The organism is Helicobacter ganmani, assembly GCF_003364315.1.
GTDB lineage: Bacteria > Campylobacterota > Campylobacteria > Campylobacterales > Helicobacteraceae > Helicobacter_D > Helicobacter_D ganmani.
Genome location: NZ_NXLS01000001.1, coordinates 203,414 through 226,206, shown reverse-complemented (window position 1 = coordinate 226,206; position 22,793 = coordinate 203,414). Strand labels below are relative to the sequence as shown.

Here is a 22,793-nt window from a genome sequence, read left to right as displayed (position 1 = left end):
AGCAACTTTTAGCTAAGATTGCGCCGAAAATTAACAAATGCAACTCTACTTTATCAAGGATTCTTTATGAATATAAATAATGTCCAAATTTTAGTGCTAGATTTTGGCTCTCAATACACACAGCTTATCGCAAGGCGACTGCGTGAATATGGCGTTTATACCGAGATTGTCCCTTACTTTGAAAAGCTAGATTCTATTAAGAGCAAAAATCCTAAAGGCATTATCCTAAGTGGAGGACCTGCAAGCGTGTATGAAAAAGACGCTTATAAGCCTGATAGTGCGATTTTCACGCTTGGGATTCCCATTCTTGGCATCTGCTATGGTATGCAGCTCATTGCCCAACATTTTGGCGGACGCGTCATCAAGGCGGACGCGCAAGAATTTGGCAAGGCGGTGCTAGAGATTATGGAATCTTCTCAAGATTCTAAAGATTCATCTTGTTTCGCATTTCAAGGTGCTTCTCAAGGCATACAAGCACCGATGACGCTCTCTTTTGATATTTTTTCTCATCGCAAGTTTCCTCAAATGCTCACAGCCCTGCTTGATTTATGGGAAGATTCTGTGCAAGCAAGCCATATTTTTTTAACTAAGCAACACATTGCAGAGATTAGACTAGAAGTCAAAGCGGCATTGCAAAGCTCCCAAAACATCATCACTGCGACAGATAAAAAGGACTTTTTGGGCTTTGTTGGTGTGGAAAAGAATAAGATTGAAATGCTTTTTGTCGCATCAAGTGCTTTTAGAAAAGGTATAGGCAAAGCACTACTCAAAGAAGCATTAGAGCGATATTTGAAAGACTATCCTTGCATTTTAGTAGATTGCAATGAGCAAAATACGCAAGGTTTGGCATTTTATAAGTCTTTGGGCTTTGAAAAAGTAGGAATGAGCGAAAAAGATTCCGCAGGGAGAGACTTCCCCATCGTGCATTTAAAGGTGAGCAAAGCGATATTAAAAAAAGCACTTGAAAGAGAAACTAGCGATTCTGTGGCAAATGCTTTTGTGTGCGAGAGTGAGCGCGTCTTTTTGCGCCCTTACACGCAGGCAGATTTTGCGGCATTGCATAAAACTGTGAGCGATAAGGAAACAATGTATGCGTGGGGGCAGGGCTTTAGCAAAAAGCAGAGCCAAGAATGGCTGGATAAGCAATTAGCGCATTATCAACAATATGGCTTTGGAATCTGGGCGATTATAGAGAAGCAAAGCGGCGCAATTATCGGCAATGCGGGGCTAAATCATACGGAGATAAGTCTAAAGGGAAAAACTCAAAAAATTGTAGAAATCGGCTATCTTTTGCACCGCAATTTTTGGGGCAAAGGCTATGGAAGCGAAGTGGCTAGAATGTGTGTAAAATATGGGTTTGAAACTCTAGGATTAGAGGAAGTGTATTGCCTCATCAAAGAGGATAATAAAGCTTCAATCAAGGTAGCAAAAATGCTTGAAATGGAGCTTATAGGGAAACACATCAAAAACTATAAGGGCAAGGAATTACCCCATTGTGTCTTTAGGCTTGAAAAAAAAGTATGGCAAGAATTAGGAAATAGCGCCACGCAAGGTTTTAAATCTTGCTCACTTTTTAAAGGCGTGAAGCAAGATTCTATCGTGTGGATGAGCCACGCGGACAAGGTAGAATCTATCCCGCAAGGATTTAGAGAGCTTGCAAAGTCTGGAAATACGCATTATTGCGCGATTGCGGATTCTAAACGCAAGATTTATGCCCTGCAGTTTCACCCTGAAGTTGTGCATAGTGAATGTGGTGGGCAAATGTTGCAAAACTTTGCAGTAGGGATTTGCGGTGCAAATACTTGCTGGAATATGCGTCATTTCGCGCAAAATGAGATTGAAAAATTGCGCCGTATCGTCTATGGAGGCAAGGCACATTGTGAAAATCCTATGAGTTTTATGCAGATTCAAGAAGCCTTTAAGCACATTGGCAAAGCACAAACCATACAAAGACTTGTTGAAATCTGGGAGGAAGGTGCAAGGGCTACACACAAAGATTTAAGCGAAAATGAAATTGCGGGTATGAGAGAGGAAATACGGGAGGCTATATTAAAATCTAAAAATTTACTTATAGCGCAAAAAAATGAAGAATGGTTAGGTTTTATTGAGATAGAAAAAAATGAAATTGCAATGCTTTTTGTCGCTCCAAAAGCCTTTAGAAAGGGTGTGGGCAAGGCACTGCTCAAAGAGGCATTTATGCGGTATTTAGGTGCATTTGAAGTGATAAAGGTTAATAGTCTTGAGTGGGCTTTAGGATTCTATCAGGCTTTGGGGTTTGCAAAAACAGGAAAAAAGCCTATCCCTGCGGGGAGTGCTGGCGCATTTTCACCCGAACTTATCCCTCTAAGCATTGCGCGTGAGAGTTTGCAAAAGTCTTTGGGGCTTGAGGGAGCGAGTGAGAGGGTGCGTTGCGCTTGGGCTACCGATAAGGACGAGGCGGCGCGTAAGCTCTATGAGGACTATCACGATAACGAATGGGGTGTGCCACTCCACGAGGATAAGAAGCTTTTTGAGTTCCTTTTGCTAGAGGGTTTTCAAGCGGGACTTTCTTGGATTACAATCCTTAAAAAGCGTGAGCATTTTAGGGCAGTGTTTGATGACTTTGATTATCATAAAATCATCACTTATGATGAAAGTAAAATAGAATCTTTAATGCACAATGAGGGGATTATTAGGAATCGCGCTAAAATAGAATCTGCAATTTCTAATGCTAAGGCATTTTTGGCTGTGCAAAGGGAGTTTGGGAGCTTTGATAAATATATTTGGGGCTTTGTCAATCATAAGCCCATTATCAATACCTTTGAGAGCATTGCAGATTTGCCCGCTACTACGCCATTATCCGATACAATTAGCAAGGATTTAAAAAAGCGTGGATTTAAATTCGTAGGCAGCACGATTGTATATGCGTTTATGCAGGCGGTGGGGATTGTAAATGACCACCTTACCTCGTGCTTTAAGCGCAATTCGTCTTTGGGTATGCAATGCGATAAGGTTTTGGATTTTTCGCAAGGCATGGACACCAAGTCCGCTAACCTTACAAAAAATCCAAAAAACTTACACAGCTATACTGCGTGCAGTGGCAAAGCTACAAACCCACACTTGCAAAACACTAGAATTGTGGATTCTCAACATACAGAATCTAGCGACACTAAAGGGCAAAGCCATTTAGAATCTGGTGCAGATTCAGGTTCGGCAGTATCTTTGAGGGATTTTAAGAGTTGTGAAGGTGCGACACGAGGGAGTTACCTTGAGGGTAATGACAGAAGTGGAGTAGCAAACTCTCTTAAAATCACCAAAGAGACAACGAGTAAAGTGTTGTGTGCAGTGAGTGGGGGGGTAGATTCTAGTGTCGTTGCAGCGTTGCTTTATCGTGCCATTGGGGAGAATCTTATTCCGGTGTTTGTGGATACCGGACTTTTGCGCAAGGGTGAGAGAGAGGCAGTGGAGAAAATGTTTAGAGAAAATCTCAAAGTGCCGCTGATTACTGCGGACGCAAGTGAGTTATTTTTAAGTCGGCTTAAAGGTGTGATTGACCCCGAGATTAAGCGTAAAATTATCGGCGAGACCTTCATTGAAGTCTTTGAAAAAGAGGCGAAAAAGCATAATACAAAAGGCGAGATAAAGTTCCTCGCGCAAGGCACACTTTATCCTGATGTGATAGAATCTGTGAGCGTGAAGGGACCCTCTAAGACGATAAAGTCGCATCACAATGTCGGCGGGCTGCCTGAATGGATGAAGTTTGAGCTGATTGAGCCATTACGAGAGCTATTTAAAGATGAAGTGAGGGCGTTAGGGCGAGAGCTAGGAATGCCTGAATCTATGCTAATGCGCCACCCATTCCCGGGACCCGGGCTTGCCATACGCATTATGGGAGAGGTGAATAAGGCGGATTTGGATTTGCTGCGTGAGGCGGATTCTATCTTTATAGACGAGCTACATAAACAAGGCTATTATGATAAAGTATGGCAGGCGTTTTGTGTGCTGCTCAATGTGCGAAGCGTTGGCGTAATGGGCGATAATCGCACTTATGATAATACAATTTGTGTGCGTGCGGTGGAAGCGATTGATGGAATGACCGCAACTTTTGCGCATTTACCTCACGATTTTTTAGAGGGCGTAAGTAATAGAATCATCAACGAAGTAGAGGGCATTAACCGCGTGGTGTATGATATTACTAGCAAACCCCCAGGCACGATTGAGTGGGAGTAGCAATGACACAAACACTTTTTACTATTCCCACCATAGAGTCTATTAAAAGATTGGGGCTTGAAAAATCAGATTCTAACTTTGCTATTCTTTTGGATATGTTTATGCAAGAGGAATTAAGTATTGATATTAAAAGGGAGATAGTCTCCTCTATCGGTCGGCAAAAAAATAATGATAAAATTTATGAATTTTTAAAACAAGAATCCTTTAAAAAGCATTATATGGAAGTGATTTATCAAATGTTCCGCACGTGCCTTTACAAATCAAAAGAAGACACGAGATTTGCAGATTTAAGAGATAAAATCTTAAGGCATTATAACAATGAAGTAATGCAAAAAATGCTTGAGTATTATCTTTTTAGGCAACAAAAAAAGACAATTTTAAAACACACAAGGCAAATTATTAAGCCATCTCTGCTTATGGGAGACAATCGCACTACACTCAATAAAATACAAGAACAACAAATCCAACTCATTTTTACCTCGCCACCGTATTATAATGCAAGATTGTATAGCGATTATAAGAGCTATCAAGATTATTTAGATTCTATGCTAGAAACCTTAAAGCAGTGTTATCGCATTTTAGAAGATGGTAGATTTATTTTAATCAATGTATCCCCTGTGATTACCAAAAGAGTTGGTCGTGAGTTTGAGAGTATTCGCTATCCGATACATTTTGATTTCCATAAAATCCTATGTGAAAGTGGATTTTATTTTATAGATGAAATTATTTGGATAAAACCTGAATATTCTGTGCCAAATCGAATAGCAGGATATTTGCAGACAAAGAAGCCTCTAAGCTATAAACCAAATTGTATTACGGAGAGCATTATGATATATCGCAAAAATTCTCCTTTTTTACTAGATAAAAACATTAAAGATTATGATAAAAAGTTAAAAAATGATGATGAAATAGATTCAACAAATTGTTGGTATATTGCACCAAAATTTGATAAAAATCACCCTGCGGTTTTTCCCGAAGAGCTTTGCCAAAAAGTATTGAAATATTATTCTTTTGAGGGCGATGTAGTATGCGACCCCTTTGCAGGCAGTGGAACATTTGGAAAGGTTGCAAACACAATGGGTAGGATTCCGCTTTTATGCGAACAAAATTTAGATTACGTAGAAAAATTAAGACAAAAGGGATTTGATGAGATTTGATAGCATTGTTATCAGTAAAACCATAGAAAAACTCTTAAAAGGGGAGGATTATAGAGAGGAAGTTATCAATGCAATTAATTTAGAGTTTTTAGATTTTACTTTAGATTTTTTCAGGCAAATTTTAGAAGCAAAATTAAACGATGAGAGCATTAATTTGGATTGGTATAAAGCGTATTTTATTAATAATGTTAATATTGAGCCAAGTGAAGCAGCAATTTTTGCGGGTATGAATAAAAAGACTATTGCGAATATTTATGGGAGTGCAACAAAAGAAATTGTATTAAATGTAGCCAATGCTAATATTGATTATTTAGAATCGTTGCTAGATTCTTTAGGAGATAGTTGTGAAAATATTGGAATTAATTTAAAGATTTCTTATAAGGAAATTTCGGTAGAACTAAACTTAAATGAGAGTTTATTGGTTATCAATGCGTTAGCAACAAAGAAAATTGCTTTAAGAGGTGGAGCTTGGAGCAGTATAGGTAAAAGGGTTGAGAAGCCTTTAATGTTAGTATTATGCCAAAAATGTGGAGTTAAAAAGGATTTTATCAATAGTGAAGTTTTTAAGAAAAACGGAGAACTTGATTTTGATAGAGAGGTGGATTTTAAGCTCTATAATTTTAATAAGAGTAAAGAATATAGAATTGAAGTGAAACTAATGGGAAAAGGTAATCCAGAATCTGCTGATGCTGTAATTGCGAGGGATACTGATATTTTCATAGCAGATACATTAAGTATCCAAAATAAAAACCAATTGAAGTCTTTAGGAATTGAATATTTGGAACTCAAAAATAATCAAAATTGTATAGGGGACTTTAGGGTGATTTTAGAAAAATTAGGGATTCCACATAAGCAAGTACCCGACACAATTGGGTAAGAATAGAAAATGAAAAAACAAAAAGCACTATAATTGTCTCTAAACAATGCTATAAGGCAGGTATTTATGGTAAATAAAATGAAAAAATGGATAAAAAGTGCAGCGGGAATTGTCTCAATTACGTTATTTGTGATAAGTATTATTCTATTATTGGTAGCTATATGTTTGGATTATGAAAATTTTAGCAACAATATAAACAATACACTTTTTAGTTTAGCAACCAATTTACTTGGAATTATCATAACTATTTCGTTCGTTCAGCATTTTATAGATAGACAAAATGAGAAAGAGGATCATAGGGAAGAAAACTTAAAAATAAAAAGATATAACAGGTTCATACATGTTTTAATTATAAGATATTTAATGTATTTTAATTGTGTGATTACACCAATAGAAAGAAGAAATGAAATTAATCCATTGAGGTTATCGTCTCAATTTGAGTTTGAAGATATGTGCGATTTATATAAATGTTCATTATATCTGTGCGAAGGAATATCTAAATCATCAATAGAATCGTTTTATGAAATAGAAGAAATATTACGAAATTATATGATTGACATGATTCAAAATATTGACTTTAAATATAACAAAGAACTAGAGAGAATCATTATGGAATTTGTAAAAAAATCAATTGAATACGACATGAGAGGAGCAATATTGGGGAATATGACAGCTTATTTTGGTAAAGAAAAAATGATCGATATAGCTATGAAATATATAAAAGATCCATCACATGATTGGCTTGGAAAGTTACAAAGAGGAGAATTAGATTCAAATATGATGGTTCCATATGTTCAATTATATAAACTTTTAAAAATTGAAACAGAATTGATTAAAAAATATAAAGATTATATGGCTACTTTAGATAATCAAATTATAGTTTAAGCGATAAAGGAGTATTAATCTCCGCCCAACTGCCAAAACCGACTTATTGCACCAAAGCCAAGCAAACTTTGAACAACTCTTTGTGTTGATTGATTCTATGTCTAACGAAATGCAACTTGCATTGTTTGATTATAATGAGCGTGATTCTAGCCATTATAATTGGGCAATAAAGCTGATGAAGAAATATTTAAAACAAAGAGATTTGTTTGAAGTCAATTGATAAATTTTGTGAGCTTCAAGAACCTGCAATTCTTTGGCTCACGCTTAAATCTTGCTCAAGATTGTCTAATATGTATGATACGCCTTTGCGACGATTTTCCATTTGCCATTGCTCTTAAAAAGCTGGTGTAAATCTGTGAAGTTTAATCCATGCCAATTTTCTATTATCACCCGAACACTCGCGATACTCTCATCAACATAAAGCACATCAATGCGAGATTTTGTGTCTTTTGCCTCTCCACTTTCATCAAGCACTTTGTAGAGATTCTCTATACTTCCACTCACTAGGCTACCATCTTTGTTTGTGCCTTGCATAATGGCATCTTTGGCAAAGGCTTGTTTAACAATTTCACTTTTGCCTTGATTTGAGCCTTCTAGGTAGGTTTGTATCACTTGGATAATCGCTTCGTATTCACTAATTTTTGTCATTTTTTCTCCTTTAATTTTATTATAACTTGCAAAGCAATTTGGTGTGCTTCCAAAAGCCAATACACCCGCAATTTTTACGGAAGTTTTTAAAAAGCCTCTGCGTTTGAGATTCTTACATTTGCTCATTTGGATTTATCCCAAGACTTTGCGCAAATGTGCCCTATAATCTGCAATATATTGTTCTGCTTTAGGATTCTTTACTACATCATAGCAAGTAAAGCTAGGTAATGCAGACATTCCTACAAATTCGTGTGCTTTATGTAAATGCAAATTTACTCCGTCTATGCCGATTCCTCCAAAAAATTCGTTTTTATCTTCAAATGCGTTGAGCGGAGCATTCCAAGTCGTGCTAAACAGATATTTTTTTCTTTTTAGTAAGCCGCCTGTGCCATAGTTTTTGTTTGGATTGTCTCTGTGGCGTCCATCTCCTATTAAAAATTGACCTGTCTTAGCTCCTGCCATAAAGACTTTGTCAATGTATTCTTTAACAATCCAAGGTTCGCCCATCCACCAGCCCGGAAATTGCCAAATTAAAACATCAGAGCTTAGAATCTTTTGAGCTTCTTGGGTTTCATCGTAACCTTTATCAATGTGTGTTTCTATCACATTCAAGCCTAAAGATTCTAAAGTCTCTTTTGCCACTTCTTGCAAAGCCGCGCTAAGTTTGCCGCCGGATTCACAAAAAGCCTTACCGCCATTCAGTAGCAGAATCGTTTGCATTTTTACTCCTTTTAAAATTTTATTTAAGAATCTTGCGCAAAAATTCTTAAGAATTATAAATTAAACTTTAAATAAGTGCAATACGAAAATTAAAGTATGATACTCACTAAAAAGAGAGTATAATTTCTTAAAAAATTTAGGAATAAAAATGCAAAACACTTGTCCTACACAACTTTCACACGATTTATGCTTAAAAGATTCACCCTTTGCCTATACTCTTTCACTGATTGCGGGGAAATATAAAATGAGTATTCTGTATTGTCTTTTTCGTTTTGAGGTTGTGCGATATAATGAGATGAAACGTTATTTGCAGGGAGTTTCGTTTAAAACATTAACCAATGCGCTTAAAGAGCTTGAACGAGATAAATTAATAGAACGCAAAGAATATCCACAGATTCCACCAAAGGTAGAGTATCGCCTCTCTGCAAGAGGGGAGACATTGATTCCTATTTTGGATTCTATGTGTGAATGGGGCAAGAAAAATAGAGAAATTCGTTCAACTTAAAGCGGAAAGTTCTTTGCGAATGCCTGTAAAAAGCAAAAATTAACTTGCTTAAAAGTATAATAACATTTTAATTTTTAGAGGTTTGTAATGTCCAAATTTGAAACAAAATATATCTTTGTAACCGGTGGCGTCTTAAGTTCGTTAGGCAAAGGAATCACATCGTCTTCCATTGCAACTTTGCTTAAAAATTCTGGTTTTGAAGTTGGAATCTTAAAGATTGACCCTTATATCAATGTAGATCCCGGAACAATGAGTCCGCTAGAACACGGAGAGGTTTTTGTAACCCAAGATGGTGCGGAAACAGATTTGGACATCGGACATTATGAAAGATTCTTGAATATGAATTTTTCTTCTAAAAACAATTTTACAACAGGGCAAGTTTATTTAAGCGTGATTGATAGAGAGCGCAAGGGTGGATATTTGGGAAAAACGATTCAAGTGATTCCTCATATTGTAGATGAGATTAAACATAGAATCCGATTAGCGGGTGAGGGAAAAGAGATTCTCGTTGTTGAGTTAGGTGGCACCGTTGGGGATATTGAAGGCTTACCTTTCTTAGAAGCAATGCGTGAAATGAAGCACGAATATGGAATCGAACGCGTGATTAGTTTGCATGTAACTTTGATTCCATTAATTCGTGCGGCAGGTGAGTTAAAGACAAAGCCGACACAGCATAGCGTGCAAGAGTTGCGCAGAATCGGAATCACGCCACAAATTATTATTGCACGCACAGAAAAGGAGATTCCAAAAGAATTAAAAAATAAGCTTTCTATGAGTTGTGATGTAGATTATGATTGCGTGATTATGGCACAAGATGCTAAAAGCATTTATCAAATGCCACTGAATTTTCTCAAAGAGGGAATGCTAGTGCCTATTGCTAGATTTTTAAAGTTGCCTGAATTTAAGCCTGATATGAAAGAATGGGATTTGCTTGTTAAGCAAATTTTAGCACCACAAAATGAAGTAACTATCGCATTTGTAGGGAAATATTTAACTTTGAAAGAATCCTACAAATCACTCACGGAGGCGTTAATTCACGCGGGAGCGAATCTAGATACAAAAGTGAATATTCAATGGATTGATAGTGAGGAGCTAGAGAAAAGCGAGGAGGCTCTTAATAGTCTTAAATATGTGAATGGAATCCTTGTGCCCGGTGGTTTTGGTGAAAGAGGGATTGTCGGAAAGATGAAAGCCATAGAGTTTGCGCGAATCCATCAGATTCCATTTCTTGGGATTTGCTTGGGAATGCAATTGGCGATTTTGGAGTTTTGTCGCAATGTGCTTGGGATTAGCGATGCGGATTCTATGGAATTTAACCCAAATACAAAAGAGCCTGCAATCTATTTGATTGAGAACTTCATTGACCAGCAAGGCAGGGAGCAGATTCGCACACATACTTCGCCTATGGGAGGCACAATGCGCTTGGGAGAATACGAATGTCATACAAAAGAGGGCAGTAAATTGCAAGCTGCTTATGGAGGACAAAAGATAGTCAAAGAGCGACACAGACATCGTTATGAGGCAAATCCCAATTATCGCTCTAAGCTAGAATCGCAAGGTATGATTGTAAGCGGCGAGAGCAAAGGCTTAATTGAAGCAATTGAGCTAAAAGAACATACTTGGTTTGTTGCGGTGCAATTCCACCCAGAATTTACTTCCCGCTTGCAAGCACCCAATTTGGTAATTTTAGAATTTATTAAACAATCCTTAAAATACGCTCTTAAAGATCCTCTTTGATTCCACATTTAGATTTGCTAACCAAAGAAGCAATCCACTCAAAACTATCCGAACGTTTCCGAGACGATACGATTATGAGTTTAAAGGATTTACCTTTACCCCAAAAGCTCAAAAATTTATCGGAAATTGCGAAAAAGATTGCACAAGCAATCCACCAAAATCAAAAAATTGTTGTTGTGGGGGATTATGATGTAGATGGCGTGGTATCTTGCGCAATTCTTTATGAATTTTTTAAAAAACTGCATTACAAAATAGAGATTGAGATTCCTAATCGTTTTTCAGATGGCTATGGATTGTCTTCAACGATTATTGCGCGACTAGATTGCGATATGATTATTACCGTGGATAATGGAATCAATGCAATAGAGGCAGCAAAAATCTGTCAAGAAAGGGGGATTGAGCTCATTATTACAGACCATCATACGCCACAAGAGGAATTACCGGAGGCATTGATTTGCAATCCTAAACTCTCTAATGATTTTCCAGAGCCTGAAATCTGCGGCGCGTGTGTGGCGTGGTATTTATGCGCTGCGCTAAAAGATGAAATGAAGTTAAAAGTGCAGATGGTAGAATTTTTGGATTTGTTGGCACTTGCGATTGTAAGCGATGTGATGCCATTGCGTGGAATCAATCGCGTGTTGCTTAAAAAGGGCTTAGAAGTCTTGCGTCAAAGTCAAAGAATTGCATTGATTCACTTGAGGGAACATTTTTCAAAATACAATTTGGACGCGCAATTAATTAGCTATTATATTGCACCCTTGCTGAATTGTGCGGGTAGAATGGAGCACGCTCTTTTGTCTTATCGTTTTTTAGTTACAGATAAGTTTTCAGAATCCAAACAATATCTTAAAAAATTGTTAGATTTAAATGCTAAGCGCAAAAGCTTGCAAAATACAATTTACGAAGAGGCAAAAGAAATGTTTCTTGCGCAAAAAAACTCTCAAGAGTTGCCTTTTGTTTTGGTATTTAAAGAATCTTGGCACGAAGGGATTATTGGCATTATTGCTGCGCGATTAAGTGAGGATTTTTTGAAGCCTAGTATTGTTTTGACTTTAAAAGACGGAATCTTAAAAGGCAGTATGCGCTCTGTGAGCGTGGATTGTATGCAGGTTTTAGAAGCCAATAAGGAATATCTGGTAGCTTTTGGCGGACATATTGGTGCAGCGGGATTGAGCTTAAGACTGGAAAATTTAGAAAGCTTTAGAATGCAATTAATGAAGTTTCAGTATCAGCAGGGCATTCCTATGCAAGAAACGCGCTTTAAAGAAGTGCTAGGTAGATTACCTTTGGATTTAGTCCGAAAGGATTTGTTTAGAATGATTCAGGATTTTGAGCCTTTTGGGCAAGACAATCTTTTGCCTAGATTCTATACAGAAGCGCAGATTGTTGATGTGCGTTATTTTGGTGCAGGACATAGTAATGTGAAATTGCAAGAGAATGGAGCAAGGCATAATGGCTTGGCGTTTTTTAAGGATTTGCGAGAAAATGTAGGGCAGAAAATCGGCTGTATTTATTCGTTGCAATGGGATAAATATAATCAAGATGTAGTTTTAAATCTTGAGCATTATGAGTTTTTGTAATTTTTAACCCTTTGTGAGAAAATTGAAATTAGAATTTATTAGAATCGTAATGCGCTTATTTTGCAAAAACTATTGAGTAGGGCAGGAAGTAAGAGAAGTGCGCTAAGTAACATAAGCAACATTACAAGGGTGGTGAGGAATCCAAAATAAATTGTAGGGATAAAATTACTGCTCATCATCGCACAAAAACCCACCACAATAATGAAAGTCGTGTAATACATTGCACTTCCAATAGAATCGTGAGATTCCAAAATCGCGTCTTGGAGGGAATGATTCTTGATTTCTGCCTTAAAGCGATGAATGTAATGAATTACATCATCTACGCCAATCCCAAGGGAGATTGCGGCAATCGTAACCCCCATAAGGTCTAATGGAATCCCACTAATGCCTAAGATTCCAAAAATTGCGCTCAAAGGAAGAATATTAGTTAAAAGCGCAATAATGGCAAGCTTGAGATTTCTAAAAATCCACAAAAAAACTAGGAAGATAATTCCAATCACAAAGCTCAAAGTATCCACCTGCGAGGAAATAAGGTTTTGGAGTAAGTTATTATACAAAACCATTACACCATTGACTTGCACTTGCACTTTTTCATTTTGTAGCAAGGATTCTAAATCTTTGCGGATTTGAATAATAAAGTCATTGCGCTTTAGGGTGGGATTGGAATCAAAAGTGCGCAGAACAAAACGTAATTGATTTTGCTCTAAATTTGCATAAGGCGTGAAAATTTGCGCTTTAAGAGTGTCCCGTGCATTTTTATAGAGAAATGCAATCGTCCAATCATCGGCGTTAATTCCTAGATTGCCTATTAGGCGTACCAAACTATGCAAGCTTAAAACAGAGCCAGCATAAGGATTGTCCTCTAAGTAGTTATGCACGATTTTGGCTAATCTTAGTTTTTGGCTATCAAACCAATAAGTGTCTTGCGATTCTAGTGAGTTAAATTCTGCTTCAAATTCATCGTCTATTGAGGATTGTGTTACTTTGTTTGGAAAGGTAAGGAGAATCTCCAAAGGCACCGTGCCACCCAAATCTTTATCAATTTTGAGTAAGCCTTGTTTGATTTGGCTAGAATCTTTAAAGTAATTTACAAAGCTGTTTTCAACTTTTAGGTTTTGGATTCCATAAAGACTGAAGGCAACGCAAAGAATCGCAAAGAAATAAATCATTTTTGACTTGCGGATTGCTAGATTGGCACAAAATTCTAAGAATCTTTGCTGTCTTGTAGAAAGTTTTGTGGTATGTTTTGGCTTATCTAAGAGAGCTGAAACGCTTGCAAATAGCACAAAGGTAAAGAGCAGTGCAACGCTCACACCAAGACTCATCACAATACCCAAATGGATAATGGGTAAAATATTGGAATAAATAAGGCTAAGAAAGCCAATCATTGTTGTAAAAGCTGCAAAAAAACTTGGCATTTGTTTAGTTAAAAGCGTCGCATAGAGGAGATTTTTTTGCGAAGCTTTAGGAAATTTGGAATAAAACTCTAAATAGGCTACGATTAAATGCACAACCAAAGAAACATTGATAATGAGCAACAAAGAAACATAATTAGAGGAAACTACCGTAATTTTAAACCCAAATGCGGCAAAGATTCCACTGCTGACTACGAGGGTAAAAAGACAAATAAGAAGCGTCAAAAAAACGAATCGCAAATGTCCAAAAAATACCCAAAGCATCAAAGCCAAAATCACGCTAAGGCTTGTCCCATAGGTGATGAGGTCGGATTTCACATAGGCAATCATATCACTAGCAATCAGTGTGATTCCACCAATTTGCAAGCCCTCATATTTGTTTTGCAGATTTTTGAGCATCGTAATGGTTACGTCATTTTGTGTTTGAACTTTCCCTTTTTCTTGCTCAATGAGTTTTTGGATTTCTTGCTTTTGGGATTCGTTTGTTTCGGTATTTTTAAGCTCTCTTAATTGTTCTAAGCGCGTATTGTTTTTGAGATAGATTAAAATTCCCGCTGTTTTAAGGTCTTTGGAAATGAGATTTTGCGTATAAAAGGGGTGGTGGAGGAGTTCTTGTTTTGCTAATTCAAAATCTGTTTGCGCAGAAAGCAGGGTAAGATTCGCCTTGAGGGATTCTTGCAGCTCCAAATTCGGCGCACTTTTAAGCAAGGGTGCATTGAGAATGCTCAAGATTCCATCTATTTGTGGAATCTGTTTTAAATCGTTGGTAAGGTTTTGCAGGGTTGTCAAGAAGTCGTGATGAAAAACATCTCCTTTTTTTGGACTTAAAGCCAAAATAAGAAAATCTTGTGTAGTGTAATTTTTGATAATAGAATCGTAAGTTTTAAAATCTTTGTCATTTTCTAGTATCAAACTATCCGAACTTGCATCAATGGGTAATTTAAGTGCGAAAAAGCCAAAAACAAAAAAAATTATCGCACAAAAGGTGAGTGTAAGTTTTGGAGCATTTAAAATTGCGCGGTAGAATCGCAAAAACAAATTATTGTTTTGGGGATTCAAAGGTAATTTCACTTTTGAGTTTGGCAAGCAAGGTTTGGAAATCACTATGTGCTAGAATATCGCTAAATTGGGAACGATAAGTTTGAATCACGCTAATGCCCAAAATATCTACATCATAAATTTTCCAATCTCCCTCTTTTTCGTAAAATTTAAAGATAACATAATTGAGTTTGCCATCTAAAACCATAGAAGTTTTTAAGTTATAGCGATTGTTTTTGGGTTGTTCTCCGCCAAGCACTTCTAGTTTTTCGTCTTTGTAAAGTCTTAATTTATCGGTGAAACTCCTTTTGAGATTCTGTTCAAAAGCTTGCGTGTATTCCTCTTGTTGAATTTTGGTTAGTGTCTTGTAATCTTTGGAGAGGGAAAGTTGCGCCATAAGATTGTAATCAAAAATAGAATCAAACATTATAAAAATTTCTTTTGCAATGTTTTCTACTTGCGTAGAGGAGATTGCAGAATCTTTGGGATTTTTTGTGGTGTTTTTTTGCAAAATTTCTAGTGTTTTTTGTATATTTTGCGTCATTGTGCTTTGTATTTGGGATAATTCCAATCCAAAAGCCAAAGCATTAAAAACTCCAAACAAAAGGCTGAAAGCAAATAAGATTCTATAAAAAGTTTTTGAAATTGTCATTTATTTCCTTTATTTTCTAAGATAAGTTCGTTACGTCTTTGTTCATAAGAATCACGAAACAAAAGATAGCTATCTAAGGAGTCTTGATAGAGAGAATCTAAAGTCGCCTTATGTCTTGCGGAGTAGTTGGCTACTTCTAGCACACCGGCACCGATTGCAAGTTCGCTAGGTTGAATATAGTTTGTGGGGTAGGCTAGGGCATTAAGCGGTAGGGTTAATGTATCGCGAAAGTTGCTAGGTCCAAGAAGTGGCAAAACAAGATGAAATTCGCTTCCCATTCCCCATTTGCCAAGAGTAATACCAAAATCATTGTGATGGGAATACAAGCCATTTTGTGAGGCAATATCAAAGATTCCTAAGATTCCAGCAGTAGAATTAAGAGCGAAGCGTCCAAGTTCGTCCATTGCGACTTTTGGCTCTCCAGCAAGCAAAGAGGCAAGGAATCGCAAAGGCGAGGCGAGATTGTCAAAAAAGTTATAAATTCCAAGTCTAAAACCAAGTGGCATAGCATAATTATAAGCGTCTAATGTAGGGCTAATCACATAATCATAAATCCCCCAATTTATATTGTGCATCAAGCGATTATAACGTATAAGCGGGTCTTTGACAGGAGTTTGTTGTTTATATTCGTTTTCAAAGTCATTTAAAAATTCCTCTTTTTGTGTGGGTTGCAGGGATTCCTTTTCTATGGAATCTTGCGCATAGACAAACAATCCCAAGAGAAAAACTAAAAGCAATTTGTGCATAAAACTTCCTTATATATGTTGCAAGATTTGTTGTGTAAGATGAGATGTGTCTAATCCCAACTGCTCTTCTATTTCTTCTGCTTTGCCGTGTGCGATAAAATCATCTTCAAACTCAAACGAATGAATTTTTATTTGCAAATTATTTTCTTGAGCGAAAGCACTTAAAATTTGTCCCACACCACCAATTTTTGCACTATCGCTAAAGATAAACCATTTTTTATGATTTTTGCTAAGAGTGAGCAATGTTTCTTTATCCAATGGCTTAACAAATCGCAAATCTACAAGGCTACAAAGAATATTTTGTTTTTCTAATTCCAATAAACATTCATAAGCTCGTCCCACGCCATTGCCATAACCAAGTAGTAAAATTTCACTTTGAGAATTTCTAAGAATCTCTAGTTTTCCTAGCGCAAAAGGCGTAGGTGCAAAAAGATTTTCATCTAGCTTAAAAGATTTTCTTGGGTATCTAAAGGCGCAAGGTGCGTTTGAAAAATGATGTGCAAAATGCACGGCAGATTCTAAAGTTGCTTGGTCTCTAGGAGCAAAAAGCACAAAATGTGGAATCATATTCAAATAAGCAATATCAAAAACACCTTGATGTGTTTCTCCGTCTTCTCCCACGATTCCTGCGCGGTCAATGGCAAATTTTACAGGCATTTGCATAATGCCGACATCGTGAATGATTTGGTCAAATGCACGTTGCAAAAAGGTAGAATAAATCACGACAAAAGGTTTAAAGCCTTCTTTGGCAAGCGAACTTGCTTGTGTTGTTGCGTGTTGTTCGGCTATAGCAACATCCCAAAAACGTTCTGGAAAGGTTTTGATGAGCAAATCAAGCCCTGTGCCACTAGGCATTGCTGCAGTGATTCCAACGACTTTGGAATCTTCTTTGGCAATTTCTAGCAAAGTTTGAGAAAAGATTTGTGTTGGGGATTTTCTACTATTTTTGGCTAATGCTATGCCATTTTGTCTATCAAATGGGCTGACACCGTGCCATTGTTCCAAGTGTCCTTCCGCAATTGGATAACCTTTGCCTTTGAGGGTTTGAGCATGCACAACGATAGGTTTTTGAATGCTTTTAGCAAGACGCAAGGCTTCAATAATTTCTTTGAGGTTATGCCCATTAATAGGTCCGATATAGTCCAATCCAAGCTCCTCAAAAAGCATTCCGGGGGTGATTAACTTGATAGACTCTTCAAATCGTTTAGCAAGATAAGTGGCATTGGGCATATTATTGATAATATTTCCGATTTTATTTTTGATGTTTTGGGTGAATTTTCCTGCAATTGTTTGTGAAAGATATTTGCTGATTGCTCCAATGGGTTTTGCGATACTCATTTCGTTGTCATTCAAAATAATTACCATAGGATATTTGCGGTCACCAAGCTCGTTAAGTGCTTCATAGGCTAGCCCTGCACTCATTGCGCCATCACCGATTAAAACAACAGGAATATTGCTTGCTCCTTTGAGGCAAAAGGCTTTAGCAACTCCTACTCCTAAAGAGATAGAGGTAGAGCTATGTCCAGCAATAAAATAATCTTGATTGCTTTCACTTGGCTTAGTAAAACCACTAATGCCGCCTTTTTGGCGCAAAGTTTCAAAGGAATCCCAACGTCCTGTTAGGAGTTTGTGTGTATAGGCTTGATGGCTTACATCAAAGATGAAAGGGTCTCTTGGATTATCAAAAACACAATGCATACCAATGATGAGTTCAACTGCACCCAAAGTGGAGCTTAAATGTCCGCCATTTTTAGAAACAACCTCTAAGATTCTGTTACGCACTTTTTGAGCAAGATGATTTAGGGAGACAAAATCTTCTTCGTCAAATTCCTCTTGACGCAAAATCTCTAAGTATTTAGAATCTAAAGGCATTATAGTTTATTCTCCAAAATGGATTTTTTTAAGGTTTCAAAACGTGTGAAAATATCCCCATCAATATTTCCCTCACTGCTTAAAATCACAATACCTCCTTTAGCAATTGCTTGGTCGGCTTCTAATATAACATAATTCAAATCCTTAAGGGATTCTTTGATATCTTCTAAATCACCGGGAAAGACTTTTAGGGTTACTTGTGTGTTTTGTGATAAATCTTGCAAAAGTGTACGTGCTAAAGAGGAAGCAATTTTTGCACTATTGGTGCTAATTTCTGCGGCAATCACTTCTTTGGCAATATCTAGTGCAATAGAGCTTAGCTCTTTTTCTAGGCTTAGAATATGGTTTTTGGATTCTGCAATATTGCTATCAATGCGTTTTATGCTTAAAGCATAAAGCTCTTTTTGGCTATTAATTTGTGTTTCTAGTTCTTGTTTGGCTTGTTGATAACCCTCATTGATACCTTGTTCTTTGGCTTCTGTTTTGGCTGCATTTACCCTTTCGTTAATTTCTTTTTCTTGTTTGTCAAATTGTTCTTGTAATTTTTGCAAAGATTGTGCTAGCTGGTCGCTTTTTTGCAGGATTTTATCAATTACTTCGGTTTCAAAAAGCTTTAGCGCAGGTGCATCAATGCTTGGTTCTGTTGGTTTAGGTGTTTCTACAACTTGCATAGTGGGCTGGGGAGTCTCAACTGCTTGTGGTTCTTCATTGGATTGTGCTTGTTTTTCTGATTTTTTAGAAATTTCCATATTTCTAAAATTATATTTTTTAATATCATGCCTCTCTTTGTGTGCTTCTGTAATGATATTTTCATGTTCGTTAATATTATTCAATGGTATCCTCTTGTTCGCCGATTTGGATTATGCCTTGCTCTGAAAGCGATTGGACTGTTTCTACGATTCTACGTTGAGCCGCCTCTACATCTTTGACTTTTACTGCGCCCAAAAATTGCATTTCCTCTAAAAATTGCTCTCCTGCCCTTTGGGACATATTGGACATAAATTTTTGCTTTAACTCTTCTGGAGAAGCCTTAAGAGCCAAAATAAGGTCTTTTTTGTCAATGATTTTAAGAATCTCACGAATCGCATTATTGTCTAGCTTTTCAATATCTTCAAAAGTAAACATCATTTCTTTAATTGCAGCAGCTAATTGGTCGTCAATCTGCTCAATATAAGCAATTGTTGCTTTAGCTGCCTTTTGCCCTAAGCGGTTGAAAACCTCTGCAACCGCACGGATTCCACCCACTTCTACTTTGTAGCTTGTGAGCGATTCTAGTTTGTTTTCCAATACGGTAGAAACGCGCTTAACGACATTGGGGGAAATATCGCCTAAGTTTGCCATACGAATCGCAATTTCTGCACGCAAATCATCGGAGAAAAAGTTTAATGTTTCCGCCGCATTGGTTGGGTCCATATGTGCTAGGATAAGGGCAATAGTTTGCGGGTGTTCGTGAATAATGAAATCAGATAATTGTTGTGGGCGCACACGCGAAAGGTAAGCAAAGTTTTGGGAAGATTGCATAGATTTGGCAAGCTTGTCCAAAACCTTTTTTGCCGCTTCTGGTCCCAATGTGCGATAAAGCAATTCTTTGGCGTATTCAAAACCGCCTGTGGAGATGTATTGATTGGATTGAAAAATAGCATAAAATTCCTCTAAAACTGCTCCACCAAGTGCCTTGTCTATCCCTGAATTTTGCGCAATATATTTAGAAACTTCAGTAATGGAATCCAAATCTAAATTTGAAAAAATCTCACCCGTGATTTCATCACCTAATTGCACAAGTAAAATTGCGATTTTCTCCGCCATTGAAAATTCATCGTATTGTGCTTGTTGTCGCGGACTTAATGTAATAGAAGGCATTAGTGTTTTCCTCCCCCACCCATATTATCAAGCCCAAGTTCATCATGCACTAAGGTTTGAAAAAGATTTGCAAGTTCGGCTGGTTTTTCCATCGCAATTTCCTTGATTTTTTCTAATAAAACATTGTATTTAATCTCATCTTCATTTCCGCTACCAAAGCCAAGTTGGTCTTCAATTCTGCGCCGCACTTCGTTAAGTCTGTCACTATTTTCTTCTTCATCTTCATCAATTTTGATAAGAGATTCAAGCTCTTCTTCCTCATCTGCTCTTGCTTCAAGCATACGCTCACTGAAAGGCACAATGACTTTTTTGTAAAAGAAAAATAGAATCAAGCCCACGATAGCGTATTTTAGCAGAGGCATAAAAGGTGCTAGAAGCGCAGATGCAGTTTCTAGGAATCTTTCTAAAGGTGTACGTGCTTTGAATCCGGATAATTGCCCGTTTAATTGAAAATTGCTGACGGAAACTTCATCACCTCTTTGTTGATTATAACCAATAGCTTGACGCACAAGAGCTGAAATCTGTTCCATTTCCTCATCGTTTAAAGCAGTGTATTCTAATTTTTCCACACCCTCTTCGTCTAATTGTTTGGAGTATTTACCATCTACAACAACAGCAGCAGAAAGTCTGCGAATCGTGGCAAATTCTCCTTTGATGTTGGAAATCGTCTTACTGATTTCAAAGTTAGTGGTGTTTTGGGTTTTCTCATATTTTTCTTTCGTGTCATCGTCTTCCAATCCTTGCACAGGTCCAATGTTGCTCACTACTCCCGGCACCCCCCCAATCTCTTTTGGTCGGAATCCTTCGCGTTTTTCTTCTAAGTCTTGAATGCTGCGCACAACATTATTGGGGTCGTAATATTCTTGTGTGCTTTCTTTTTGAGCGAAGTCAAATTCTGCTGTAACCTTTGCTACTACGCCTTCTCTTCCACCCGTAATGGGAGCTAGAATATTGACAATTTTTTCTTCTAGAGTTTGTTCAAAGTTGGTTTTGTAACGCAGTTGCGCTGCAGCAAGTTCCCTTGCTCCTCCTAGCTCATCTAATTCGCTTAGCGGCTCTCCCTTTTCATTTACGACTTCAACATTTTCAATAGTTAAATTTGGAATCGCAGAGGAGACGATGTTTTTGATTCCTGAAATCTGTTTAGGTGTTAAACTTTGGGCAGGCTTAAAAGCAAGGACAACAGATGCCGTAGGCGGTGTTTGCTCGCTAACAAACACGGTCTTTTCTGGCTGTGCTAAATGCACGGTTGCTTTTTGGATTGGTGCAAGACTTTCAATCGTGCGTGATAATTCTCCCTCCAATGCGCGTAAATATTTAATGCGTTGGTCAAAATCTGTTGCTCCAAAATCTTTGGTATCAAAAATTTCAAATCCAATTTTGCTACTTTTTGGGATTCCATTGCTTGCTAATTTCATTCTCTGTTCATAAACAAACTCTTGAGGAATTAGAATCGTATTGTCTTTTGGGATTTTGTAAGGGATTCTGTCTTGCTGGAGTTGTTGGACAATCAGTGCGCCATCTTCTGGGCTTACACCTTCAAACAATACCGCATATCCCGGATATAATACTCCCGCTTTATTGGTAGAATTCCAAACAACAAGAGCAGCAATAAAGCCAACTACAGCAACAATAGTTGCTAGAATAACGATTTTTTGTTTTTTATTAAGTTTTTTGTAGAGATTTCTAATCTGTTCAAATAATGCTTTTAAGTCCAATGCTTAATCCTATCTTTCATCTAAGTATTGTTCAAATAATGTAAAAAATTTCTTGTTTTGTTCGTGTGTTCCTAATGTAATACGAATTGCATTGAGACCATAAGAAGCGAGATTTCTAATAATCATACCTCTTTGTAATAAATAATCTGCAATTTGTGTAGAATCTAGCGGAGATTCAAAATAATAGGTAATAAAGTTGGTATAACTTGGAGTGTATAAGAAACCTTTTTCTTTGGCAAAACCCTCAAAACTAGGCATTTGCATTAGGTTATTTTGGAGGCTTTTTTGGATATGTTCTTGGTCTTTTAATGCTTCAAGTGCTGCTGCTAGAGATAAAGTGGTGAGATTAAAAGGTGGGCGAAGTTTCAGAAGAGCTTGGATAATCTCTTGTTGTGCGATTCCATAGCCTATACGCATACCGCCCAATCCATAGGCTTTTGAAAATGTGCCTAGATAAATTGCGTTAGGAAATATTTCAATAAGTGTTTTTGGATTAATAGCCTTAGTAGAATCTTTTGCTTTTGCGTATTCTTGATAAGCTCCGTCAATCACAATGAGACAATTTTCATCTACTTGTTTTAAGAAATCAAAAGTTTCTTTTGAATCCAAACATTCCCCTAAAGGATTGTTAGGGATACACAAAAAAATTATTTCTGGTTTGTGTTGCTGATAGGATTCCAAAAATTCCTTTAAATTGTGTTGATGACTTGCTGTGCGAATAACTTCTGCCCCTACGGCTTTGGCATAAACTTCATACATCGCAAAAGTGGTTTTTGCCATTAGAATTTTACTTTTTTGATTGGCTTTAGCGTGAATACAAAATTCAATGATTTGGTCGCTTCCTGAACCAATAATAATTTCGTTGCTTTGAACTTTGTAGAACTGGCTTAATGCTTTCTTTAGCGCAAACATAGAATCATCGGGGTATAAATGTGCATTGCAAGCGTTTTGAATGATTGCTTCTATTGCTTTTGGGCTAGCCCCTAAAGGATTTTCATTGGAAGCAAGTTTGACGATTTCATTTTCTGGGATTCCGAATTCTCTGACGACGAGTTCAATAGGTTTCCCTGCTTCATAGGTTTTAATAGAATCAAGCGTGGTGTTAAAAGTCATCTAAATGCCCTACAAGTAAAATAATTTTGCTATTGTAGCAAATTTTAGCCTAAAAGGTGCA

18 protein-coding genes are annotated in these 22,793 nt (G+C 37.2%); 8 read left to right on the top strand and 10 right to left on the bottom strand.

Features of this window, described 5'->3' with window-relative positions; all coding sequences use genetic code 11:
• Nucleotides 1-66: 66 nt before the first annotated feature.
• From guaA to CQA43_RS09380, 5 genes are all read left to right on the top strand, one after another.
• Nucleotides 67-4,209, top strand: coding sequence for a glutamine-hydrolyzing GMP synthase (guaA, locus tag CQA43_RS09625; RefSeq protein ID WP_245944177.1), 4,143 nt, complete (start codon nt 67-69; stop codon nt 4,207-4,209).
• Between the two features lie 2 nt (nt 4,210-4,211).
• Complete coding sequence (locus tag CQA43_RS01075) at nt 4,212-5,366, top strand: DNA-methyltransferase (RefSeq protein WP_115550764.1); 1,155 nt, start codon at nt 4,212-4,214, stop codon at nt 5,364-5,366.
• Complete coding sequence (locus tag CQA43_RS01070) at nt 5,356-6,243, top strand: CfrBI family restriction endonuclease (protein WP_115550763.1); 888 nt, start codon at nt 5,356-5,358, stop codon at nt 6,241-6,243. The genes CQA43_RS01075 and CQA43_RS01070 overlap by 11 nt, the downstream gene beginning before the upstream one ends.
• Nucleotides 6,244-6,309: 66 nt before the next feature.
• Entirely contained in the window at nt 6,310-7,128 is an 819-nt protein-coding gene (locus tag CQA43_RS01065; RefSeq protein ID WP_115550762.1) for a hypothetical protein, read from the top strand.
• Nucleotides 7,129-7,174: 46 nt separating this feature from the next.
• Nucleotides 7,175-7,348, top strand: coding sequence for a ClbS/DfsB family four-helix bundle protein (locus tag CQA43_RS09380; RefSeq protein ID WP_147290074.1), 174 nt, complete (start codon nt 7,175-7,177; stop codon nt 7,346-7,348).
• 65 nt (nt 7,349-7,413) lie between these two features.
• On the opposite strand, the gene CQA43_RS01060 is transcribed toward CQA43_RS09380, so the two are convergent.
• Nucleotides 7,414-7,776 carry a nuclear transport factor 2 family protein gene (locus CQA43_RS01060; protein WP_181881585.1) on the bottom strand — a complete coding sequence of 121 codons (363 nt, stop codon included), beginning with the start codon at nt 7,774-7,776 and terminating at the stop codon, nt 7,414-7,416.
• A 132-nt stretch (nt 7,777-7,908) separates the two neighbouring features.
• Nucleotides 7,909-8,496, bottom strand: coding sequence for an NAD(P)H-dependent oxidoreductase (locus tag CQA43_RS01055; RefSeq protein WP_115550760.1), 588 nt, complete (start codon nt 8,494-8,496; stop codon nt 7,909-7,911).
• Between the two features lie 148 nt (nt 8,497-8,644).
• Here CQA43_RS01055 and CQA43_RS01050 point away from each other — a divergent pair, with 148 nt between their 5' ends.
• The 3 genes from CQA43_RS01050 (at nt 8,645) to recJ (ending at nt 12,318) form a co-directional block, all read left to right on the top strand.
• The gene (locus tag CQA43_RS01050) at nt 8,645-9,001 is read left to right on the top strand and encodes a winged helix-turn-helix transcriptional regulator (protein ID WP_115550759.1); all 357 of its coding nucleotides are present in this window, start codon (nt 8,645-8,647) and stop codon (nt 8,999-9,001) included.
• Between the two features lie 87 nt (nt 9,002-9,088).
• Complete coding sequence (locus CQA43_RS01045; RefSeq protein ID WP_115550758.1) at nt 9,089-10,738, top strand: CTP synthase; 1,650 nt, start codon at nt 9,089-9,091, stop codon at nt 10,736-10,738.
• Nucleotides 10,735-12,318, top strand: a complete 1,584-nt coding sequence (gene recJ / locus CQA43_RS01040) for a single-stranded-DNA-specific exonuclease RecJ (RefSeq protein WP_245944176.1) — start codon at nt 10,735-10,737, stop codon at nt 12,316-12,318. The genes CQA43_RS01045 and recJ overlap by 4 nt, the downstream gene beginning before the upstream one ends.
• A 38-nt stretch (nt 12,319-12,356) precedes the next feature.
• Here the strand turns inward: recJ and CQA43_RS01035 are convergent, their stop codons facing one another.
• From CQA43_RS01035 to hisC, 8 genes are all read right to left on the bottom strand, one after another.
• Entirely contained in the window at nt 12,357-14,792 is a 2,436-nt protein-coding gene (locus CQA43_RS01035) for an efflux RND transporter permease subunit (RefSeq protein ID WP_245944175.1), read from the bottom strand.
• The gene (locus CQA43_RS01030; protein WP_115550932.1) at nt 14,773-15,315 is read right to left on the bottom strand and encodes an MlaC/ttg2D family ABC transporter substrate-binding protein; all 543 of its coding nucleotides are present in this window, start codon (nt 15,313-15,315) and stop codon (nt 14,773-14,775) included. Before CQA43_RS01030 ends, CQA43_RS01035 begins: the two co-directional genes overlap by 20 nt.
• 104 nt (nt 15,316-15,419) lie before the next feature.
• Nucleotides 15,420-16,169 (bottom strand): MlaA family lipoprotein, encoded by a 750-nt coding sequence (locus tag CQA43_RS01025; RefSeq protein ID WP_115550757.1) that lies wholly within the window; start codon nt 16,167-16,169, stop codon nt 15,420-15,422.
• A gap of 9 nt (nt 16,170-16,178) precedes the next feature.
• Complete coding sequence (gene dxs / locus CQA43_RS01020; RefSeq protein ID WP_115550756.1) at nt 16,179-18,041, bottom strand: 1-deoxy-D-xylulose-5-phosphate synthase; 1,863 nt, start codon at nt 18,039-18,041, stop codon at nt 16,179-16,181.
• Complete coding sequence (gene fliH / locus CQA43_RS01015) at nt 18,041-18,874, bottom strand: flagellar assembly protein FliH (protein WP_115550755.1); 834 nt, start codon at nt 18,872-18,874, stop codon at nt 18,041-18,043. Before fliH ends, dxs begins: the two co-directional genes overlap by 1 nt.
• A complete protein-coding gene (fliG, locus tag CQA43_RS01010; RefSeq protein WP_115550754.1) occupies nt 18,867-19,901 on the bottom strand; it encodes a flagellar motor switch protein FliG in 1,035 nt (344 codons plus the stop codon). Before fliG ends, fliH begins: the two co-directional genes overlap by 8 nt.
• Nucleotides 19,901-21,619: a flagellar basal-body MS-ring/collar protein FliF gene (gene fliF / locus CQA43_RS01005; RefSeq protein ID WP_115550753.1), complete on the bottom strand. Its 1,719-nt coding sequence runs from the start codon at nt 21,617-21,619 to the stop codon at nt 19,901-19,903. Before fliF ends, fliG begins: the two co-directional genes overlap by 1 nt.
• A 9-nt stretch (nt 21,620-21,628) precedes the next feature.
• On the bottom strand, nt 21,629-22,732 hold the full coding sequence (hisC, locus tag CQA43_RS01000) for a histidinol-phosphate transaminase (RefSeq protein WP_115550752.1): 1,104 nt from the start codon (nt 22,730-22,732) through the stop codon (nt 21,629-21,631).
• Nucleotides 22,733-22,793: the final 61 nt, after the last annotated feature.

Excerpts from the sequence above, each read along its gene's own strand:
- guaA (WP_245944177.1), top strand. The coding sequence starts at position 67 with ATGAATATAAATAATGTCCAAATTTTAGTGCTAGATTTTGGCTCTCAA.
- CQA43_RS01045 (WP_115550758.1), top strand. The coding sequence starts at position 9,089 with ATGTCCAAATTTGAAACAAAATATATCTTTGTAACCGGTGGCGTCTTA.
- CQA43_RS01025 (WP_115550757.1), bottom strand. The coding sequence starts at position 16,169 with ATGCACAAATTGCTTTTAGTTTTTCTCTTGGGATTGTTTGTCTATGCG.
- CQA43_RS01075 (WP_115550764.1), top strand. The coding sequence starts at position 4,212 with ATGACACAAACACTTTTTACTATTCCCACCATAGAGTCTATTAAAAGA.
- CQA43_RS01055 (WP_115550760.1), bottom strand. The coding sequence starts at position 8,496 with ATGCAAACGATTCTGCTACTGAATGGCGGTAAGGCTTTTTGTGAATCC.
- CQA43_RS01030 (WP_115550932.1), bottom strand. The coding sequence starts at position 15,315 with ATGACGCAAAATATACAAAAAACACTAGAAATTTTGCAAAAAAACACC.
- CQA43_RS01050 (WP_115550759.1), top strand. The coding sequence starts at position 8,645 with ATGCAAAACACTTGTCCTACACAACTTTCACACGATTTATGCTTAAAA.
- hisC (WP_115550752.1), bottom strand. The coding sequence starts at position 22,732 with ATGACTTTTAACACCACGCTTGATTCTATTAAAACCTATGAAGCAGGG.
- CQA43_RS01070 (WP_115550763.1), top strand. The coding sequence starts at position 5,356 with ATGAGATTTGATAGCATTGTTATCAGTAAAACCATAGAAAAACTCTTA.
- CQA43_RS01065 (WP_115550762.1), top strand. The coding sequence starts at position 6,310 with ATGGTAAATAAAATGAAAAAATGGATAAAAAGTGCAGCGGGAATTGTC.
- fliG (WP_115550754.1), bottom strand. The coding sequence starts at position 19,901 with ATGCCTTCTATTACATTAAGTCCGCGACAACAAGCACAATACGATGAA.
- dxs (WP_115550756.1), bottom strand. The coding sequence starts at position 18,041 with ATGCCTTTAGATTCTAAATACTTAGAGATTTTGCGTCAAGAGGAATTT.
- CQA43_RS01060 (WP_181881585.1), bottom strand. The coding sequence starts at position 7,776 with ATGACAAAAATTAGTGAATACGAAGCGATTATCCAAGTGATACAAACC.